Origin of the sequence: Levilactobacillus yonginensis (assembly GCF_964065165.1) — a bacterium.
Taxonomy (GTDB): Bacteria; Bacillota; Bacilli; order Lactobacillales; family Lactobacillaceae; genus Levilactobacillus; species Levilactobacillus yonginensis_A.
Genome location: NZ_OZ061549.1, coordinates 1,695,471 through 1,715,287 on the forward strand (window position 1 = coordinate 1,695,471; position 19,817 = coordinate 1,715,287).

Below are 19,817 nucleotides of genomic sequence, written 5' to 3' on the forward strand. Positions count from 1 at the left end.
GGGTTATCCTCCTCTAGGGTAAGTGCGCCAAATGGCGAGAGACGATAGGGTGAGTATGAGCCCTACGACAATGAACCAGAAGATCCCTTGTCCCCCGGTTACGGGAAGACTGTAGGGGTCATTTTCAATTTGCGTTGGTGTGGTCTGAGCCTTACCAGAAATGGTGAACTCAGTTGGCTTCCCAATTACGTAGCCATCGGGCGCCTTGGTTTCAATCAACTTGTACGTACCCTTCGCGAGGCCAGCAACTTTAAAGTTGCCGTCGCTGTCACCTTGCAGTCGGGTTGCCCGTGATTTCAATGCGACCAGTCCGGTCTGGTGATTGTTACCGTCAAAGGTCAGGTACTGACCATCTGCGTTTTGAATGATAAACGTGGAACCGGCCAGGGACTTGCCAGTGGTACCATCGACCTTCTGGAACTCGTAACTGCCCCGGATAAAATGGGTCACCACTTTGTTTGTGCGTTTCCGCCATCTGTGGTCGTCACCAGAGTTAAATTCGATGCTGGCTCGATTCTTAAGGGTCCCGACAAAGTCATCACCAATCTTCGTTTCTATCTGAATCGCAAAGTGTCCGCCGTCAAATTTTAATTCTTCAATTTCTTTTTCAGAGAACTTGTACGTGATTTTGCCTTCGGGGGTAATTTCGAGTTCACCCGTCAGCGGCGTCATTTCTACGCCGTCCGTGTTGAATAGTCGAAAGCCACCATTTTCAACAGTTACTCCAGCTGGCAATTTGTCCCGAAAGATAATCTCATTCGGTTTCGCAATCGATTCGTTGGGAATGCTGTAGGTCTTTTGGTAAATCGTGTAGAACAACTTGTTCTGGTCGTCATTGTCCCGGTCAATCGTCACACCGTCTAAGTTATTCTTGTCCAATCCCAATTCTTTGTCTCGGTGAACGTTTTTTTGTGGCGCTGGTTGCTCTAGTGGCATGATGTACCCGCTAGAGAAGGACTGCCAAGTAAAGCCTGATTCACTTCTTAACTTAAATAGTTGGTCACGTCCAACCAGTGGGAAGGAAACGGCGCCCCGTTCGTAGTCACTGGAACCGAGGTAGTCTCCCCAGTCGGCTGGTCGCTCGCCTTCTTTTCTGTCCGCTTCATACTTCTCTTTATCAACGACCCCCATACCAGTACCTTCGTACCAACCATTTGGATGCTCGGCTATGGTCGCGTTAGGCGCTAACTTTCCTGGTAAGTTCAATCGACTACCAGCCCATTCGTGGGCGCCCTTTTCATTCCCGTTCAGTGACCCAAACGTGAAGTAGCTGCGAGCATCCCCGTTACCATCAAGCGGTGGGAAAACCAGCGCTTGCTTCCAGTCAGAAGTGGTAAACGTCACGTCGATATCGAGCGTTTCAATCCCGTTGTAGACCATTCCAGAGTAGAAGTTGTTGGAAAAGTCAATGAAGGCCTTGCCAGCTTTGGGTTCGCCGGTAATCTTTTTATGGTACTGAATGTTGGAAATTTTAACGATGGCCCCCATTGGTTCCGTTGGATTATCGGCCGTCGTTGAATCAGTGTAGGCCCCGACGTTTTGGTAATAAACGAGAATGTCATCTGCTTTATTACTAGTCGGCTGGCCGTCAACCGCTACAGCATAGGCCTTTTCGCCATCTCCAGTCCCCGTGCCATCGCCCTTTCGCATGTAGGATGAGTGGTAGTGTTTTTCGAAGTTATCAAAGTTGGTTCCACCGTAGTACCCACCTGAGATGATACCGTTGACGCCCAATTCTTTTTCTAACACATTCACGTTATCTTTAGCAGGTAGTGAGCCAGCCACAATTAGGCTGTCTGACCAGCTGCCCACCTGGATTTGCGCCCGGTGAACGTCAATATTTGTGCCAGATAGCGCATCTGTTGGCGCCGCGGCCATCTTGGATTTAGTGGTGGTAGCCGTCTTAGCCACCTTGTCGTCAGTGTCATCCTTGGTAGTTGTCAGTTGATCACTGGTGGTCGTTGTTTGTGGTAATTGTTGGCGCCCCTCTTTTGGCGAATCTGATTGTTGCTTATCAATCGTCTTGGTGTCGTTAGTCGTGTCTGACGCTGGTGTGACTTCTTTGGTCGTTTCTTTAGTTGTTTCTTTAGTAGTTTCTTCGGTCGTTTTCTTAGTCGTCTTCTTCGCAGATTTCTCAGGTGCTTTCGTGCCTGATTCGTTGGTCGGGTCTTCCGCTGGTTCTTTAACTAAATCTTCCGTCGATTCCTCGGCCTTTTCTTCGGCAACTTCCTTAGTATCTTCAGCCGTGACCGTGATTTCGGGAAGCGTGTAAGTTTCTTTTGAGTCGGCAACGTGTAAGTCCAGTTGTAACTTGGCTACCAGTAGTGGGTTCGTCACTTCGACTGGCACGACCAGCTTCACTTTCTTTACGCGGCCTCGGTCGTTTTGGATAACAAGTTGGTTTTGTTGGTCAACTCGTGCCGTGATGTCTTCGTTGGGCTGCAGGTCAACGATTTCCCCGGTCTTAAGCTTGACGTTGTCCTGGTCGGCTAACGTCATCATCGTTTCCCCGGTGGGTAGCTTGATGGTCAACGCCATCTGTAGCTCCTGGGGGTCGTGACTGCTAACCTTTTCAACAACTTTACCCGCCTGGTCTTGGAGGGCCGCCGTTTTAATAATGTCTTCTCGCTTTTGCGCCTGAATCCGTAGCAGTGATGCCAAGCCAAGGAAACATCCCAGTATCGCAATAATCCGTAATAGTTTTTTCATGCGGTAATCCTCCATATCCCCTGTGGGTTTCGCTCTGTCTTTTTTTGAGTGATTTCAGAATACCAACGAAATGTGAATAACTTATGAACACCATATGTATTTTATAATAATATTAATAAGGTTGTTGTGTTATATATTAAAGTAATTACGTCAACCGCTAAATATATTGAACAGTTGTGGGTGGCGTTGTTTCTATAGAGTAAGGGTGTTTGGTTGCAGGGAGGGGTAGGAATCGATTGTTCTGAGCTTGGAGGGGCTGGCAGGTGATTTCGCTGACTATTTATTTTGTTTCGCGATTCGTTTGTACGGGATAGTTGCGTGGATAACTTGGGTGAAAGCCTGTGTAGAAACACTGGATAATGCGTAGAGACAGCAAAGAGGTCGCCCAACGTTGTTGGACGACCTCCTGTGAGTATTTAGATTATTCTAGACTTACTGCTGTAGCTAGCCTAGCTGAGATTGGTTACTTACGGTAGAAATACGTAATCTTATCGTCGGCAATGCCATGCAGTCCCAAAGCCTTTTTACCATTGTGGCGACCAGCAGTAAACGTCATGTAACCGGCATAGGGCAGCTTGCTCTTAGGAATTGATGACCCGCCAGGAAAGACGTTATACACTTTGTAGTGATGGTCATAGTTCATGCCACCAATTTCCTTCTTAGAAAAACGGATGGTCTTAGACTTCTTATGGCCACCCTTAAAATCCATTCTCATGGAATAAGAGTGTTTCTTGAAAGTGTAACTCCATCTAACCTTGATACCCTTCTTGTACTTAGAGTAGCTCTTCTCCTGCCAGGTCCCTCGCAGAGCCTTGGGCATCGTCTTATAGGTCGTAATCCGCTTTGACTTCGCCGCGGCATTGACCGGTTGATCAAAGGTCGTCACAGCTCCGGCAAGGCCCAAGCTTAATGCTGCCGCTGCAACCAAATATTTAACTTTCATTATGTATTCCTCCAATTGACCATAGTTTAATTCATCAATTACATCATAATTATAGCACTGGGTTAACAGTCGGAATACACAAATAATTTTTGGGTGTGATATTGTTGGAACATGCCCAGGTGAGTACCGTTGGTTCACTTGTTATTTTCTAACAACGCGGATAAACGTTGGTATTTGAATGCACGGATAATTCACTTTCATTGGCGAATTCTATTAAAGCAGAGTTCAGATCAACTTTACAAACCAGAATACTGGGCAGCGAATTAACTAGCGCTACATATGAAAACATTTTCCAAGGATTAAAACTACATAAATAGTCGGATAACCAACTTCTAGGTTTCGGGTATCATCCGACGTTAAAAAAAGGTGATCTCCCCGTAAACAATCACGATGAGATCACTTTAATTTTGGCTTGAAGTTATTAAGCTGCATTGTCTAAAATATTGATTTTTCTCTTCTAAAAATGGCTTTGCCTTCTTAGTTTGTCGTACCCAATTTGAGCAGGTTACCAAGGGACGATACCATCAATATCTGAAAACGTGCCAGAATCAGTTAACGTATCAGAAGTGGCCAGTTCCACAGTCCGCGCCACCCCCACTTGCACGGTCCGATTACCGCCGCCACCACCAAAACTAGTATCTACCCAACCAGGATTGACGGCGTTTACCGTGACAGGCGTTCCCTCCAGTTCGGCAGCGAGTTTGACGGTGAACATATTGACCGCTGACTTAGAAGCCTGATAGCCAGATGCTTGTAGTTTGTGAATACTGGTACTGGCATCGCTAGCTAGAGTCAATGACCCCACTGCACTAGAGATATTGATAATCCGGCCAGCCGGTGCTGCCTTCAAAAGCGGTAAGAAGACCTGCGTGACGTCAATCAAGCCGAAATAATTCACGTTAAAATCTTGCCGAATTGCGTCTAGTGACAGTTCTGACGGCTTAGTCTCATGATCAACGGCAATCCCAGCATTATTGATTAGAATATCTAAATTAGGAATACTCGTTTTCGCGTCAACGATCGACTCATGGTCGGTCACGTCCAACTGTACCGTCTGAGCTTGAACACCCGCAGCCTCGAGCCGGGCAACAGCGGCCTGTCCATGAGCTAAATTCCTAGAACCAACATAGATATGCTGGCCTTTCAAACCAAGTTCTAAGGCTAACTCGTAACCCATCCCGCGATCAGCACCAGTAATTAATGTCTTGATAGTCATATCCATAGCTTCCTTTTCTGTTATGATGGATTTACTATATCAGCCTAACGTAACGGGAGGTCAAGCCAAAATGGAAAATAATAAATTGATGCGGATCGGTGAGTTTGCGAAAGCTGCCAATGTTACTATTCGAACAGTCAGGTATTACTTAGAGTGTGGCTTATTACCACCAGAAAAGCGCAATAAAAATAATCAACGGGTCTTTAATGATGAAGACCTACATTGGATAACCAACTTACATTATTTGCGGGAAGCTGGCATGTCAATCGTTGAATTGCAATACTACACCACTTTAGTGCGTGAAGGCGATAGCAGCTTACCGCAACGAATTGAATTAATGCGCAAGCAGCGTAAGCACGTCATCACTGCGATTGCTGCTAAGCAGGAACAGCTGAAAGTGATTGATCATAAGCTTGAGCGGTATTTAGCTGGAGACAGTGCGGTGATGTGAGCGACCTAAACAGACTAGCCTACGATTACTTCTATACACAAAATAGACTTGGCGTCAGATACACTAAGCCTTCATGGTAACAATATATGTTTAAAAACGTGGATAGCTCATTTTCATTGGCGAATTTTATTAAAGTAGCGTCCAGATTAATTTTACAATTCAGGATACCCGGCATCAAGTTAGCTAACACTACGCATAAAAAATTTAGTCGAAAAATAAAGTGCCCTACGATTGTTAGACAGATAAGTCTAACAATCGTAGGGCACTTCAAAATCCGGATAACGCTTTTATGACACCATAGGGGTAAGAACTTCTACCAATCATAACTACTCGCTAGTCATACTTAGCCGCTTTCAAAAATATGACAATTAATCACTATTATTTCATATTCTAGTCAGGATTCGTTGTTGTATTGTTTTCACTCAATCCTTCATTTAAATTAGACACACCATCCATTAATCCCTCATTCAAAACTATCTTAGTATCCCACTTTCGATTATATTCATAAATACTTGCAAATATCTTTTGGTTGTTAGGAAATTCTTGATCCAGCAGTTTAAACATTCTCTGAATATTTTCTGCATCTACCTCTCCTGCCATCGGTGAATCAACGATAATAGGAAATATTTTATCATCCTGATTCTGTACAACTTTTAAAACGGCCATTCTGTATGCAAAAACTAATAAATGTAATTTTGCACCACTATATCTCTTTAAGTCCCTAGTAAAAATAAAATCTTCATCTTTGTCAATAGTGTCCTGCACTCCCAATATTTTTGAAAATTTCACAATAGTATTATATATCTTTCTCACTTGCTGTATCGATCCTAGACTATCCCTCTGCAAGGATTTTAATTTATTAATTTCTTTTGTATTTTCCTTAAGTGTACTTTCCATAGAATCCTGAGTAATATTTATTTTTTCTACAGCATTATTAAATCTCCGAATTTGATCTTGATCCGAAAAAAGGCTCAATTGCTTGTTTAAATCCTTGGACATTTTGTTTTTTTGAACTATATATTCAGAAAGCTCTCTATTCTCTCTAGCTATTTGAGCCGTAATGACTGTCTGATTAAAATCAAAACCTAAAATATTCTTTTTAGATACCGGTATGGCCTTGTTATCCACTTTAATTAATATATTCATATCATCTATTAGTTTATAAAAGCTATCATTGCTTTTAATTATTCTATCTAGTTTACTAATTTTAAGTTTCTTTTTATTTATATCCATATCAATGGAACGTATCTGATCTTGTAGCTCATCAATACTCGACCAGTTTATGTCATCTTTATTCTTTTCACTTTCCATATTTAAAGTAAGCAGAGTCTTTATTTGCAATAAAACCTTTCGTTCCTCTTTTTTACTATCCATTTCAATCTGTATTTTTTCTGCATCAGTATTCGATATACCATCTAAAAGTTCTTCAATTTTAAACCGTATTTTCCCAATAACTATTCCTCTATTTAGAAGAGTCCAGCCTTTATCTTGATCAAAATATATAAGTCCCAATAAGTTATCTGCCAATTTAGGATTTTCAGTTTCAAAAACACTTGCTAATACTTCTGTAAAATCTTCCGGCAATTTATAAGTCCTTACACTCTGACCCATCTCAATATTAATTATTTTATCATGACGTTTTAATACCATTTCTTGATTTCTTTGTATAATTCCAATTTCCAAACTTAGCTTAGAAAAATCAATTCCTTTGGTTGAAGGAATTGGATATCCCAACGCATACAGAACCAACCGGATTAGGGAGGTTTTTCCGTGACTATTCTTTCGACTGTATATCAGGGTTGTCCCCACATCAAACTGAAATTTTTTATCGTTAATTAATAAATAATCAATTTCCATAGTTTAACGCCTCCTTAATATTCTTGAAATCAGAATTATTAGTAACAATTAACCAAAGAATAAATTTTGCAACATCTTTATTTCTGCTATCAGCCTCAACGTCTATTCCTAAATATGTACATATATCTCCATAATTTTTATTAACAAAGTCTCTAGCCCTATCATCTCTACTGAGACCATGGTTATGTTTTCCATAATTAAATAACAACATATTTACTTTAGAAACCACTGAAAAATCAAACGCCATCGGTTTCAAGAATTCTGAATACTGTCCTCTTATATAGTCTTCGTCATCAAAGCCAATATCAAAGAGTCTTAAAAAGTGCTCAATCTGAGATGTGCCAATCAACAATGTAGCTGCTGTATAACCTGCGATGAAGTGAACCCTTAAAGTTGGACACAGAATTTACGCTGCCTTCTGGATGGCGAGTTCCCGGTATTTTTCCGGGGACTTGCCATCCAGTTTTGTTTTGATCCGACGTTTATTGTAAAAGTTAATCCAGTCAGTCATAGCTTGAGTCAAGTCTTCCTTGTTCTCAAAATGCTCATCCATAACTTCGACCTTCATGATGTGGAAGAATGATTCAACTGCCGCATTATCTAGACAAGTTGCTTTGCGTGACATGCTTTGAAATACGCGATGTTCTTTGAGTGTTTCTCGCCAGAATTTATGTTGATACTGGAATCCCTGATCCGTGTGGACTGTTGTTCGATAACCTAACTTTGGCAGTCCTTCCAATGCTTCTCTAAGCGGCTTTAGGGCAAATTCTACTGTTGGATGGTCACTGATGTTGAAGGCTAAGACTTCGCCTGAGAAGAGGTCAATCACTGGTTCTAAATAGACCCGTTCACTTTGGCTCATACCACCGTATCGAAATTCACTGACATCTGTAACGAGTTTTTGATAGGGTCGGTCCGTTTTGAATCGTCGGTTCAACTGATTAGGCGCAATTTTACCAACGGATCCTTTGTATGAATTATATTTACGTTTTTGCCGATTGTACGCTAAACAAAGCCAATCATGCTCATGCATTAGACGCAAGACTCGTTTATGATTCACCGTGAATCCATGCTCCTGTAAAGCTTTAGTTAGTCGCCGGTAACCATACTTCTTGGTGTACTTAGAATCTTCCTGCCGGATCTCATCGATTGCCTGAATGATTGGAGAATCATCCAGCTTTTCACGCTGACGATGTGAGCGTGCGTAATAATACGTACTTCTTGGTACTTTGACGACCTTGAGTAGGAGCTTGATGGGCACTTGAAAGACCTGCCTTAACTCGGTCACTATTTGCGAGATTTCTTGTCTGCTGACTTCTTCTGAGCTAAGGCATCGAGTTTTTTTAGGTATTCATTCTCAATCTTTAACATCAAGTTTTCTTGTTTTAATTGCTTCAATTCATCGGCGGTACTGGAGTTATTGCGACTCTTTGAAGGCTTCGTTTGCTTATGTTTAGCCATGATTTTAGGCTTTCCTCGCTTCCGTTCAAGGCCAGCGATTCCTTGCTCCTCAAAGCGCTTCTCCCATTGCCAGATGGTGCTTGGCGAAGATAGATTGAAGTGCAGAGCCGTTACCGGAAGCGAGGCCTGATGTTGTTTTCTCCAGTTTAATACATCAACCTTGAACTGACTAGAATATTCTGGCTTCTGATCCTTCAGCTTCAATCCAGCTATACCGTATTTCTGGAAGCGACTAACCCAAAGAAGGATAGTTTCTTCCTTGCTGATACCATGTTTTCTGGCCAATGAGGTTGATCCAACTCCACTCAAATATTCAGTGACGACCTTAATTCTAAAATCTAAATCAAACTTAACCATAGTAAAACCCCCAAGGTTGGACTTTCTGTCCAACCTTGGGGGTTCACTTCACGAAATCCTTTTTGGATATAACCTTTTTACTATCTTCTGCACTCCGATACACTAAAAACAACATAGATTTAAGCAAAGAATCATACTTACTTAAATTAATATGTGCAGCATCCATGAATTTACGAACTTTTTTCTCAAGCTCAGATAGTTTCGTTTCATCATCATCACCTGCGTACTCAATCTTCATTACCTTTAGTTTCGAGAAATCAATTTCACTATGCTCTAAAGTTTCATTAAATTCCTTCAATCTTTTTAACATCTTAGGCGGTAAGGAACTACTACTGTATTTTCTATGTGGTGCATTAGCTAATTCCTGACCAGCACGCTTTCCAAACAAATAATTTGAATTAGTTAATAAAACTTCACTTTTGATACTTTCCAATCCGTAATCAACCACATCTTGTGACAACACTCTCAAAGCATCCACAATATACTCTTTATTGAACGTATCGTATGGGTTCTGTGTTTCTTTCGCTTGAATAAACGACATTGTTCCGTCATTCCATGTCAAAACAATGTCTTCTTTTCCTTCAACCTCAAAAGATTGAACTTTATCGACATTATCTAAAAAGAGATAGAGGGCCGCCATGTCTTGAAAATTAAATCCGGCAACACCACCTGAATTGTTCGTATTCTTTGCCAATTTATAGCTCTCCTTAACTTATGTGTCAAATGGCATCATATCACTATAGATGCCGGTAGCCACATATATCGTCTCATTACTTATGATATGGACTCCCGTAACTACCCACGCAGCGATTAATCGCAAGAAAACCGCATCACTTATGATATGGTAACCTGTATCAGACTAGCCTACGATCAGTCCAATTAGCCATCAATCTTTTTGAAAATGTATTCGCTTTTTCATAAAGATATCATGCCACTTGGTTCTATACGGAGTGGCAAAATACGATAATCGAAACCCTTGTTGATATGCTTCCTTGTAAGCCAGTAGCAAATATAAATTAATTTCATCGTCTGGGCTGACCATCTGACTGAGCTTGCTAAATGATATATTAGGCGTATTCAACTCTAGATTATTTGCTAACAATCTCAGCTCCACTTCCACCAAGTTGATGTCTCGCGCGAACAAAACCATTGCATGAAGTAATTTATCGAAAATACTTACCAACTCAGAATCTGGAATATACCTATCTCGCTTAGTTAAATCAAAATCAACTATAACTAACTTTGGAACACTCGATAAATCTATTAAAAGATTACCAGAAAAGCTAACTCTGCGTTTCATCTCGTACTTCGTATAAACATTCACCTTACACTTACTTGAATAAACTTGATACGTAAAACTCAAACCAGAAGACTCTACATATTTCTCCAAAATTCTAAGATTAACTTCGGAAAAATTCCTTTCAAAAAATCGAGGATTCCGCCTAACCTTAAAAATTCTGTCGAAGGGCTCATTCAAAGTTTGCGAAATAACATAAGCTTTGGTCAACATAACATTGTAACTAATATCATCTCTAATATTAATAATTGTCTGCCGCTTAATACTAGAGCGCCTGCTAACTTCTGAAATACTCAGACCTGACTCGCTTAGCACAGTTGCTAAGTCATTCTCCACAATAAACTTTTCCATTTCATTCACCACCCATCTAAATCATATACGATGAGTTAGATTTTGCATATCCAAGTAAAAATATTTACAGGGGGTTACAAGCTAAGATTCCTAAAATTGGCCACTACTGCCTAAACTTCTCCAAACGATACAATTGTTCTTCGTCAACAGCGTCACGACCATCTTTGAAGTCATAACCCATATGCTGATAGAATTCGAGTCCCGTTATCGATGCCGGTATTTCAACCCGTTTTGCTCGCTGGAAATATGTATCTTTTTCGAGTGTCTCAATAATCAGCCGACCAATCCCTTGTCCTTGATAAGCTGGTAAGACAAAGATATCAAAGAGACTAAATTCAGTTGTACTCCCCCAATATGAACCGATAGCACCAGTACCAATGATTTTCTGGTGCTCACAGAAAACATAGAAATGGGTTTGCTTTGCCTTAGAAACAAAAAAATCAGCTGGCATTGAGCGAATTTCATTCTCAATGTATTCCTGAGAGTAATCCTTGCTGTTTGACTCCCGGAGAGTTTTCGCCACGACACTGGCTACTGCTTCAGCATCGCTGGTTTTGAATTTTCTGACACTGATGTGCATTGAGTCACCTTCAACTTTTACTTAGTCATACCAATTGCGGAACAAATTTTCATAGCAAAACCAAACTAAAGAACTGCATCGTTACATGATGTAACTTTACTTGCCCCGATTAAAACAAATAATTTTCATCAGGAAAGGGCTTATAACTATTACCATAGTTGCTAAAGAAAAAATGACAAACAACCACAACTATCCCTTCCTCAAATACCACTACACTAAGTATCAAGCAATCACTTATGGTACGGAGACCCCTCATTAATCATAAACGCCCGATAAACTTGCTCCGTCAGCACCAACCGCATCAACTGATGAGGTAGTGTGAACCGGCCAAACGAAATCTGAGCGTCCGCACGCTTCAGAACGGCCGGCGTCAGTCCCAGTGAGCCCCCGATGACGAACGTGATGTCTGAGTGGCCGTACGTGGTCAAGTCCTTCAGTTCCTTGGCAAACTCCTCCGACGAGCGTTCCTTGCCTAAGATGGCCAATGCATAGACGTATTCGCGGTCCTTGATTTTACTCAGGATTCGTTCGCCTTCTGCCACCATGACCTGGTCCATCTCTGCCTGCGACAAATTCTCTGGTGCCTTTTCATCTGGAACTTCGACGATTGAAAATTTACAGAACCGCGACAATCTTTTGGCGTACTCCGCGATACCCTGTTTGAAGTATTTTTCCTTCAATTTACCCACAACCACAAACTTGATGTTCATAATTAGCCTCCTGTACACAGGTTGTCCACAAAGTTATCCACAGGTGGACAACCTGGTTTCCTAGATATTGGGGTGAGCAGTTGGACCACCCACCACATGTATTTTTTGTTAAAAAGTCAATCTCAAATTAGTTATCCACCGTTGTCCACCGAAACGGACGTTCGGGGTTCCCGCTTACAAACCGCACTACATAAGGATTCCTAGCGCCTAAAATAGCGAACAACTTTTTCTATCCACAGTTATCCACTATGCCTGTGGATAACTTTTGCACCGGTTTCATTGCCGGTATTACCCAAGTTTTGAGTTTTCCACCGGGTCAGCCCTCTGATTATCCCCCAAGTTATCCACAGATACAAATTCAATTATTTTCGGCCCTGAATTACCCAGGCCCCTCATAAATTTTTCGTTCGGCTACCGAACCGGCGGGGACGTTTTCATCCCCCTTAAGCCGACCTTAAACTTCGGCTTTTCACTAAACAGTTTATCATACACAAAAACGACAGTCGGAAAATCCGACTGCCGTTTTTCATTTTTCGGAGATTATTCGGTTAGCTTTCGGAATTCGTCGTTGTCCCGGACGTCGTCTTCAATTGTGACGAGGTCTCAGTCAACTTGACCTTGGTAGTCTGCTTCTTACCATTGTGGTAGTACGTCACCGAAACGGTATCGTTCAACTTGTACTTGTACAGAATATCCCGCAACGTGGATTGATTTGAAATTTCGTGACCACCCATGGCGGTAATGACGTCGTACTTGGTCAGACCGGCCTTCTTAGCTGGTGACCCTGCCGTGGCACTCATCACAACCACACCACTGTCTACGTTAGATGGCAACTTCAAGATCGACTTCTGTTGTGAGCTAGAGACGTTCGCCAGGTCCACGTAGGTGATCCCTAACGCTGGCCGAACGACCTTACCTCGCTTGACCAGCTGATTGATGATGTTGACCACTTCGTTAGATGGAATGGCAAAGCCCATCCCCTCAACGCTGGTCCCCTCAGCATCACTGGCAATCTTGGAAGACGTGATCCCGACGACTTGGCCGCCGACGTTGATCAGCGCCCCACCGGAGTTCCCTGGGTTAATCGCCGCATCGGTTTGAATAACCGTGGCGTTCCCCGTCTGAGCCCCGTTAGAGTTAGTGGTCTCAATCGTCCGCTTCTTGGCGGAGATGATTCCTTCCGTCAGAGACGTTGCGTACTGGCTACCCAGTGGCGACCCAATGGCCAGGGCCGTTTCGCCGACCTTCACCTTGTCAGAATCACCAAACGAAGCAATGGTCTTCAAGTCCGCACCGTTGACCTTTAAGACGGCCAGGTCGGTCACGGAATCCTTCCCCACTAATTTCGCTTGCAACTGCTTACCTGAGCTGGTAACGACCCGCAGCGCCGATGAACCGGACACCACGTGATTGTTGGTCACGATGTACGCCGAGTTGCCACTCTTCTTGTAAACGACCCCGGAACCTTCAGAAGCTTCCTGCAGAGCCGCCTTACTGGTCGATGAACCTGAAGCGTCCTCGCCAAATAACTGACCCAACGTGCTGTTACTACTACTTTGTTTTTGTAAATTAATAACAGAGACCATCGCTCCCTTGACCTGGTTAAAGGCCTTGGTGGACTGGCTAGACACGTTGACCGTCACGTTGGAGGTCGACGCGTTCCCACTCTTATTGCCACCGGCAGGTACCGCCGTATCGTTGAGACCACTATTGTTGATGTAGCTGATGCCACCGTAAGCAGCACCCCCACCGAGTAGCCCGGCCACCAGTGCGGTCACGGCGACCTTGGTCAAGGTCAATCCGCCCCGCTTCTTCCGTGGTTCTGGAGTAGGCGTTGGAGTTGTTTGGTTATTATCAGTTGTTTGGTTGTTATCATTATTTTGATTATTATTGTTATCCATCACATTGCGCTAACGCGCGAACCCTCCCTTATCCGTCAGTTGAAAGAGACCTTCAACCGCTTATTTTATAAACTTAATCATAGCGAGTGAGTGTGAATTTTTTTTGATAATTTCGTGCACAAGTCCTAAAATTTACGCTTTCTTAACCTATAAAGCGACTAGGGGCGTGGCTTCTTCGGGGTTGGTATCAATCAGCTGGAAGTCGTGACCCACGCCAAAGTCCCGGTTCTCCATCATGGAGGCGACCGTCAAGTGACACAGCGACTGCATGTTGTTGTGTAGGCTCCGGTGACCCAGATAAATCTTCTTGGTTCGGTTGCCCAGCACGTCCATCAGGGCGTCGGCGCCTTCCTCGTTAGAGAGGTGCCCCTTGTCACCCAGAATCCGTTGCTTCAGTGGCCACGAGTACTCACCCATCCGTAGCATTTCCACGTCATGGTTACATTCCAACAAGTAGGCGTCGGCGTCCTTGATGACGCCCTCCACGTGCTCGGAGACGTAGCCGGTATCAGTCAGGATGACGAAGGTCTTGCCATGATAGTGGATGGCGTAGAATTGAGGTTCGGCGGCATCATGGGATACGGAGAAGCTTTCCACGTCAATGTCCCCAAACGTCTGAACCGTATCCGGCGCAAACATATGCTTCTGAGCCAAGTCAACCTTTCCAATCTTGGAAGACATGGCATCCCAGGTCCCTTGGTTAGCGTACACGTTCAGCTGTTCATAGCGCCGTGCCAAAATACCCACCGCCTGGCGGTGATCAGAATGTTCATGCGTCACGAGGAGGGCGTTGACGTCGCTCATGTTGCGGTCAATGTCACCCATTAATTTTTCAATTTTCTTACCACTCAGTCCCGCGTCGATCATAATCTTTTCGTTAGGGCTCTCCACGTAGGCCACGTTACCCGTGCTCCCACTGGAAAGAATACTGATGCGTAAGTCATCTGCTGTTGTTTCTGTCCGCAAGTCCATTCGACCTCTCCTTAAATTCAATACCGTTATCATACCGCATCTGGCCGGCTTTGTAACTAACGCCGTCCGCTACCAAGTAAAAAGGGGGCAACCAGCTGGCCGCCCCCTGATTCATCATGCGTTTAATCACTCGTTGACGTGGTCCCACTGACCGTCTTCACGTTACTGTCGTTGGTCAAGATGGCCCCAGTGAACGCGTTGACGTGTTTCAGCTGTAAGACCCCGGCGTTATTCCCGCTGTTGGCCTTGACCGCAATGACCCAGGTCGGAATGTACACACTGCTATTCTTCAAGGTGAAGTACCGAGTGTACGCTAACTTGGTCCATACGATCTTAGTGTTATTCGAGATCTGATTGTATTGATACAACCAGATCAGCGCCTTCCGTTCGGAAATAGTTTCCGTCTTTTCACGCAAGGTCGACACGTCTGACAGGTACCCCTGCGTGTAGCCGGTGACCGTGCCATCGTTAGTCAGGCTAAAGCGAATCTCACCGTACCGCGAGTAAATCTGTCCGTCCGTCACGTGTTGCGTGTAAACCACGGTGTTCTGGCTGGACAACCGTTTATTGTAGAAGTAATTCGTCCCGTTTAGAATCATGGCCCCATTATTGACCACGGTATCCAGCGTTTTATCCGGATGCTTGGTATCAACCCCGGTAATGGGGGTCTTAAACGTCGACGCAATCGTGCCGTCGTCGTGGTACCGAACCGTTTGGTCACTCAGTGCGGTCAAAGAATTCTTAATGCTGTTATCGTTACTGGTTGAAATGTAGTAGCCTTCGCTACTGGCCTTCGACGGCGTCTTGAAGGTGATATCGTCGGACCGCATTTCTTTAACGATGGTGGCATCGCTATCCGCCGAACGCGTCGAGGCCGTCTCCGTTTGCCCGGACGTATCCCGTTGAAAGGCAACGAACAAGAAAATATCAATGACAATGAACGCGACTAGGAACAACCATTCGATGCGGCGGAAATCCATGCCAAACCACCCTCCTTTTTAGCGACTTACTGTTTCAACATCTGTGAATACGTCTTCCAACTACCATCGTAGAAAACGTACCAGGTTGGGGTCAGATTGACGACCTTATCCGATGAGGACGAAGCCAGCCACTGATACCCCAGTTGCACGGTCGTAATTTTCTTTTTACTATACCCAGCGGCCGTCAGCTGGTTAATCACGCTCTGCGTGCTAGGCAGCGAAACGGACTTCTTATCATTTGGTACGGGGACCTGCAGACTGTACAGCGAGAAATAGTACCGCCGCACACCCTGTGACAGCATCTGAATCCGTGCTGCCCCGTAATTACTTTGATTAAAGATCGGGAACCCTTCAACGAAACTCCGATACGTAACTGTCGAATTCGTGTGGTTGTACCCGTAGTACCGCAGATTTTCCATCGGAATCCCCACGGCCTTGACAGCACTATAACTGGCATTCAGCGCCTGACTGAAGCTCAGCGACGCTTGCAGCGCACTGTAATCTTCATATAATGCCGTGCCCTTCTTATTGTAGACGGTCAGCTGTTGCGACGCCCCATCGCTATAGATGGTATTGTCCTTGTTCTTCTTGGCCGAAACGTTGGTCGACTCCCCTTTGTTCAAGATGCGTGTAGTAAAGTAGTCCGTCGACTGTTGGTTGACCAAGTAACTGTAGGACTGAACGGTCACATTATTCCTAACGTACGGTACCGCTGAGCCATTGAGCCACTGCATCTTAATGTCAATTCGAAAGAGATTTTCCTTAAGAATCTTGTTCAGTTGCCGGTTGTTTCCCTTCTTCACGGTCACCTGGTAAACTTCTTGATCCTTATCGTCTAACAGGTAAATGTGCTTGGAATTATCCAATGGCACCATAATCCGTGAAAATTGGGTGGCGGAACGCCCCAAGTTGCTGCTAAACACCGTATTAAACAGTTTAATGTTGACTGGTGCCCCGTAAGACAGGAGAATGCTGCTCTTAGTCGTCAAAAATTTCATATAAACGGCTTGTGATTTGGCATCGACCCGGCGCACTCGGCCTAAGTCCCATTTGGACAGGGACTCGCGAATCTCCGTGGTCAAATTAACTTTCCGGTTATTCAACAGTTCCTGATTACCATTATCGTTGGTGTACACCACCTGTGTTGGCAAATAAACGTCCTTCTTTGGCCGCGCATTTAGCTCGGTCGTGGGCGTATTTGAACTACGCTGGCGGTTACGCTCGTACTGAGCCGGATTCGTCCAGATCATGGCGGACAACGCCACACTGATCACTACGGCGATGGTAAGCCCGAGTGGTAAGAATGCTTTAGTTATCTTCATCCCAGAGATCCTCCTCATCGTACGGCTTGTAAGGCAAGGAAATGTAGAACGTGGAGCCGCGGCCCTCACGACTATCAACCCAGATTCGTCCGCCCAACATCTGGACAACTTCACGGGAAATCGCAAGTCCTAACCCACTCCCACCTTGGGCCCGTGAACGGGCCTTATCAACCCGGTAGAACCGGTCAAAAATGCGGGGAACATCTGCTCGTGGAATCCCTAAACCTTGGTCAGAAACGCTTAAAATCACATTATTATGCGTCTCCAGTAAGCGGGCCGTCACGACACCACCATCTGGGGAATATTTAATCGCGTTATTCATCAAGTTATCCAACACTTGTGTGAACCGGTCCGTGTCGATTTCGACCCAGAGGTCCCGCTTCGTGAAGTCCCGCTTGATGGTGTACGTCTTCTTGGGCTGGTCATCCTGCTTTAGCATCATATCAAAGCGGTCCAGCACGTAGTTAAACAATTCGTTCAGGTTAACCATTTCTAGTTCAAGTTTTTGGGTCCCAGAATCCATCCGTGACAGTGTTAAGAGGTCATTGATCATCCGAATCATCCGATCAGTTTCCTCTTGGGTGACCTTCAAGAACTGTGGCGCCACCTCGGGATCCTTCCAGGCCCCCTCGGACAACGATTCGATGTACGCCCGCACACTGGTCAGTGGCGTCCGTAATTCATGGGACACGTTAGAAACGAATTCCTTCCGGTCCTGATCGATCTTCTGTTGTTCGGTGACATCGTGCAGAACACAGACTAACCCGGAAATAAAGCCAGATTCCCGTTGAATCAGGGAGAAGTAAGCTTGCAAAATCAGGTCATGTTCCTTCGTTGAGAAGTCCAAGACCAGATCGTCTGGGTCCTCTAACAGTTCACGCAACGTGTAGTCATCACGAATGTCGAGCAGGTCCAGAATCGACTTGCCCACGGCATCGTCCGGCTCTTGGTCGAGTAGACTACCGGCAGTTTCGTTAATAATTGTGACGTTCCCCCGACGATCGGTGGCAATAACCCCATCGGTCATGTGAGACATCACAGAATCCAGCCGACGCCGTTCAGACTCAGTGGATTCCTGAGCCTCTTCAACCCGCACGGATAAGTTATTGACGGCACTGGCTAATTGCCCCAGTTCGTCATTTCCGTACACGTGGACGTGGCCAGAGTAGTCCCCACGGGCGATGCGTAGCGTCTGTTTCTTCATCTCATCGATTGGCCGGGTAATGGCTCGCGAAATAATAATTGCCATAACCAGTCCCAAAATAATCGCAACAAACGTAGCTGAGAAGTAAATCAGCGTGATTTGATTGATATTTTGATAAACCGAGTCTAGACTTGAGCGCATTGAAATAACCCCGACTAATTCGCTGTTATTTCCCTGGGTCCGAATCAGCCGCGTAATGGTCGTGTAGTACCGACTATTGTTCTGTGAATTGTACGTCGTCCGCACCACATCACGGTTATTGTAGATGGCATTTTTAATGTTGTTATCAGTCGTCTTTTGGCCAACGATTCCCTGATTGTCGACTTCATTGGTCCCTCGAATGGTTCCTTTGTTATCGATAACCCGAATCTGGGCGTTATTGGTGTTATTGATTTCCGACAACGTTGATTTAATTTGTTTATTTCCCTTGACGGTGTTCGTCATCGTCAGCTCGTCTGAGAGGCGATTCCCAATATAGGTTTGCACGACCTGTTGCGCTTTAAACGTATTTAGGTTCTGCCGCTCCAACTGGCGTACAAACACGGCACCAACGATCTCCAGCGTTAAAAGTAGGAGTAGCGCGAAGACCAGTGCGATTTTAAAGTGAATCGACTGGAAAAATTTAATTTTACTATTCACGAAGTCACATACTCCTCAATGCGAGATTTAGCGTTGCCGCTAGCTTAAGCTTGGTCTGAATCTGGGTTGCGTAAGTAGTATCCCACACCCCGTCGGGTTACCAGCCAAGTTGGGTGGCTCGGTGCATCTTCAATTTTTTCTCTGAGCCGACGAACCGTGACGTCCACGGTCCGGACATCACCAAAGTAATCATAACCCCAGACCGTTTGCAGCAAATGTTCCCGCGTCATAACTTGACCAATATGTTGGGCTAAGTAATGGAGTAATTCAAACTCCCGGTGGGTCAAATCAATGTTGGCGCCACGCTTAGAAACGGAATAAGCTTCAGGATGAATGGTTAAATCACCAATCTCAATATCTTGGTTTTCTGGTTCTTCTGGCTGGGCGTGAGCGACCGTATCCTGCCGACGCAGGTTAGCTTTCACCCGAGCAACCAATTCTCGGTTAGAGAATGGCTTGGTTACGTAGTCATCGGCCCCGACTTCCAGACCGACAACCTTATCTAATTCAGAGTCCTTAGCCGTTACCATGATGATTGGCATATCATGCTTCCGGCGAATCTCACGAGCGACACCCAGGCCATCAACCTTAGGTAACATTAAATCCAAGATAACCAAATCAGGGCTATCCTCTTCAACCTGCTGAATAGCAGCTTCACCATCATAGGCGACCGCCACTTCGTAACCCTCTTTTTCAAGGTTAAACTTCATAATATCAGTAATCGGCTTTTCATCATCAACAACGAGAATTTTCTTAGGCATAATAAAAATTTCCTCCTTAAAGGGAAATACAAATGAATCCGGCAATTGCAGGATTACCGGCAGGCCGGCCGCTGGGTGTCACACTACCACCGTCAACGGGGCCACT

General features: G+C 44.6%; 18 protein-coding genes. 1 reads left to right on the top strand and 17 read right to left on the bottom strand.

Translation table 11 applies throughout. The features are described 5' to 3' along the window. Positions 1–3: 3 nt before the first annotated feature. From AB3Y94_RS08090 to AB3Y94_RS08100, 3 genes are all read right to left on the bottom strand, one after another. Entirely contained in the window at positions 4–2,709 is a 2,706-nt protein-coding gene (locus tag AB3Y94_RS08090) for a SpaA isopeptide-forming pilin-related protein (protein ID WP_367295779.1), read from the bottom strand. Between the two features lie 463 nt (positions 2,710–3,172). Then, positions 3,173–3,652, bottom strand: a complete 480-nt coding sequence (locus AB3Y94_RS08095; RefSeq protein WP_125693298.1) for a hypothetical protein — start codon at positions 3,650–3,652, stop codon at positions 3,173–3,175. Positions 3,653–4,157: 505 nt separating this feature from the next. Next, positions 4,158–4,868: an SDR family NAD(P)-dependent oxidoreductase gene (locus AB3Y94_RS08100; RefSeq protein ID WP_367295780.1), complete on the bottom strand. Its 711-nt coding sequence runs from the start codon at positions 4,866–4,868 to the stop codon at positions 4,158–4,160. A 70-nt stretch (positions 4,869–4,938) separates the two neighbouring features. Here AB3Y94_RS08100 and AB3Y94_RS08105 point away from each other — a divergent pair, with 70 nt between their 5' ends. After that, positions 4,939–5,319, top strand: a complete 381-nt coding sequence (locus AB3Y94_RS08105; protein ID WP_367295781.1) for a MerR family transcriptional regulator — start codon at positions 4,939–4,941, stop codon at positions 5,317–5,319. Positions 5,320–5,709: 390 nt separating this feature from the next. Here AB3Y94_RS08105 and AB3Y94_RS08110 read toward each other — a convergent pair whose 3' ends face one another. From AB3Y94_RS08110 to yycF, 14 genes are all read right to left on the bottom strand, one after another. Beyond that, a complete protein-coding gene (locus tag AB3Y94_RS08110; RefSeq protein ID WP_367295782.1) occupies positions 5,710–7,176 on the bottom strand; it encodes a hypothetical protein in 1,467 nt (488 codons plus the stop codon). Beyond that, entirely contained in the window at positions 7,166–7,528 is a 363-nt protein-coding gene (locus AB3Y94_RS08115; RefSeq protein ID WP_367295783.1) for a hypothetical protein, read from the bottom strand. Before AB3Y94_RS08115 ends, AB3Y94_RS08110 begins: the two co-directional genes overlap by 11 nt. A gap of 54 nt (positions 7,529–7,582) precedes the next feature. Further along, entirely contained in the window at positions 7,583–8,464 is an 882-nt protein-coding gene (locus AB3Y94_RS08120) for an IS3 family transposase (protein WP_367295784.1), read from the bottom strand. Continuing rightward, a complete protein-coding gene (locus AB3Y94_RS08125; RefSeq protein WP_367294732.1) occupies positions 8,464–8,994 on the bottom strand; it encodes a helix-turn-helix domain-containing protein in 531 nt (176 codons plus the stop codon). The genes AB3Y94_RS08120 and AB3Y94_RS08125 overlap by 1 nt, the downstream gene beginning before the upstream one ends. Positions 8,995–9,037: 43 nt before the next feature. After that, on the bottom strand, positions 9,038–9,688 hold the full coding sequence (locus AB3Y94_RS08130; protein WP_367295785.1) for a hypothetical protein: 651 nt from the start codon (positions 9,686–9,688) through the stop codon (positions 9,038–9,040). Positions 9,689–9,880: 192 nt separating this feature from the next. Beyond that, a complete protein-coding gene (locus AB3Y94_RS08135; protein WP_367295786.1) occupies positions 9,881–10,642 on the bottom strand; it encodes a hypothetical protein in 762 nt (253 codons plus the stop codon). Positions 10,643–10,745: 103 nt separating this feature from the next. Continuing rightward, the gene (locus AB3Y94_RS08140; RefSeq protein ID WP_367295787.1) at positions 10,746–11,222 is read right to left on the bottom strand and encodes a GNAT family N-acetyltransferase; all 477 of its coding nucleotides are present in this window, start codon (positions 11,220–11,222) and stop codon (positions 10,746–10,748) included. Positions 11,223–11,452: 230 nt separating this feature from the next. Further along, positions 11,453–11,932: a 23S rRNA (pseudouridine(1915)-N(3))-methyltransferase RlmH gene (rlmH, locus tag AB3Y94_RS08145; RefSeq protein ID WP_367295788.1), complete on the bottom strand. Its 480-nt coding sequence runs from the start codon at positions 11,930–11,932 to the stop codon at positions 11,453–11,455. Between the two features lie 548 nt (positions 11,933–12,480). Further along, positions 12,481–13,731, bottom strand: coding sequence for a S1C family serine protease (locus tag AB3Y94_RS08150; RefSeq protein WP_367296498.1), 1,251 nt, complete (start codon positions 13,729–13,731; stop codon positions 12,481–12,483). Positions 13,732–13,980: 249 nt separating this feature from the next. Continuing rightward, complete coding sequence (locus AB3Y94_RS08155; RefSeq protein WP_367295789.1) at positions 13,981–14,805, bottom strand: MBL fold metallo-hydrolase; 825 nt, start codon at positions 14,803–14,805, stop codon at positions 13,981–13,983. 122 nt (positions 14,806–14,927) lie between these two features. Then, positions 14,928–15,785, bottom strand: coding sequence for a two-component system regulatory protein YycI (locus AB3Y94_RS08160; RefSeq protein WP_367295790.1), 858 nt, complete (start codon positions 15,783–15,785; stop codon positions 14,928–14,930). A gap of 26 nt (positions 15,786–15,811) precedes the next feature. Continuing rightward, positions 15,812–17,107, bottom strand: coding sequence for a YycH family regulatory protein (locus AB3Y94_RS08165; protein ID WP_367295791.1), 1,296 nt, complete (start codon positions 17,105–17,107; stop codon positions 15,812–15,814). After that, the gene (gene walK, locus AB3Y94_RS08170) at positions 17,094–18,950 is read right to left on the bottom strand and encodes a cell wall metabolism sensor histidine kinase WalK (RefSeq protein ID WP_367295792.1); all 1,857 of its coding nucleotides are present in this window, start codon (positions 18,948–18,950) and stop codon (positions 17,094–17,096) included. Before walK ends, AB3Y94_RS08165 begins: the two co-directional genes overlap by 14 nt. Positions 18,951–18,994: 44 nt before the next feature. Continuing rightward, entirely contained in the window at positions 18,995–19,711 is a 717-nt protein-coding gene (yycF, locus tag AB3Y94_RS08175) for a response regulator YycF (RefSeq protein WP_125680637.1), read from the bottom strand. Positions 19,712–19,817 lie beyond the last annotated feature (106 nt).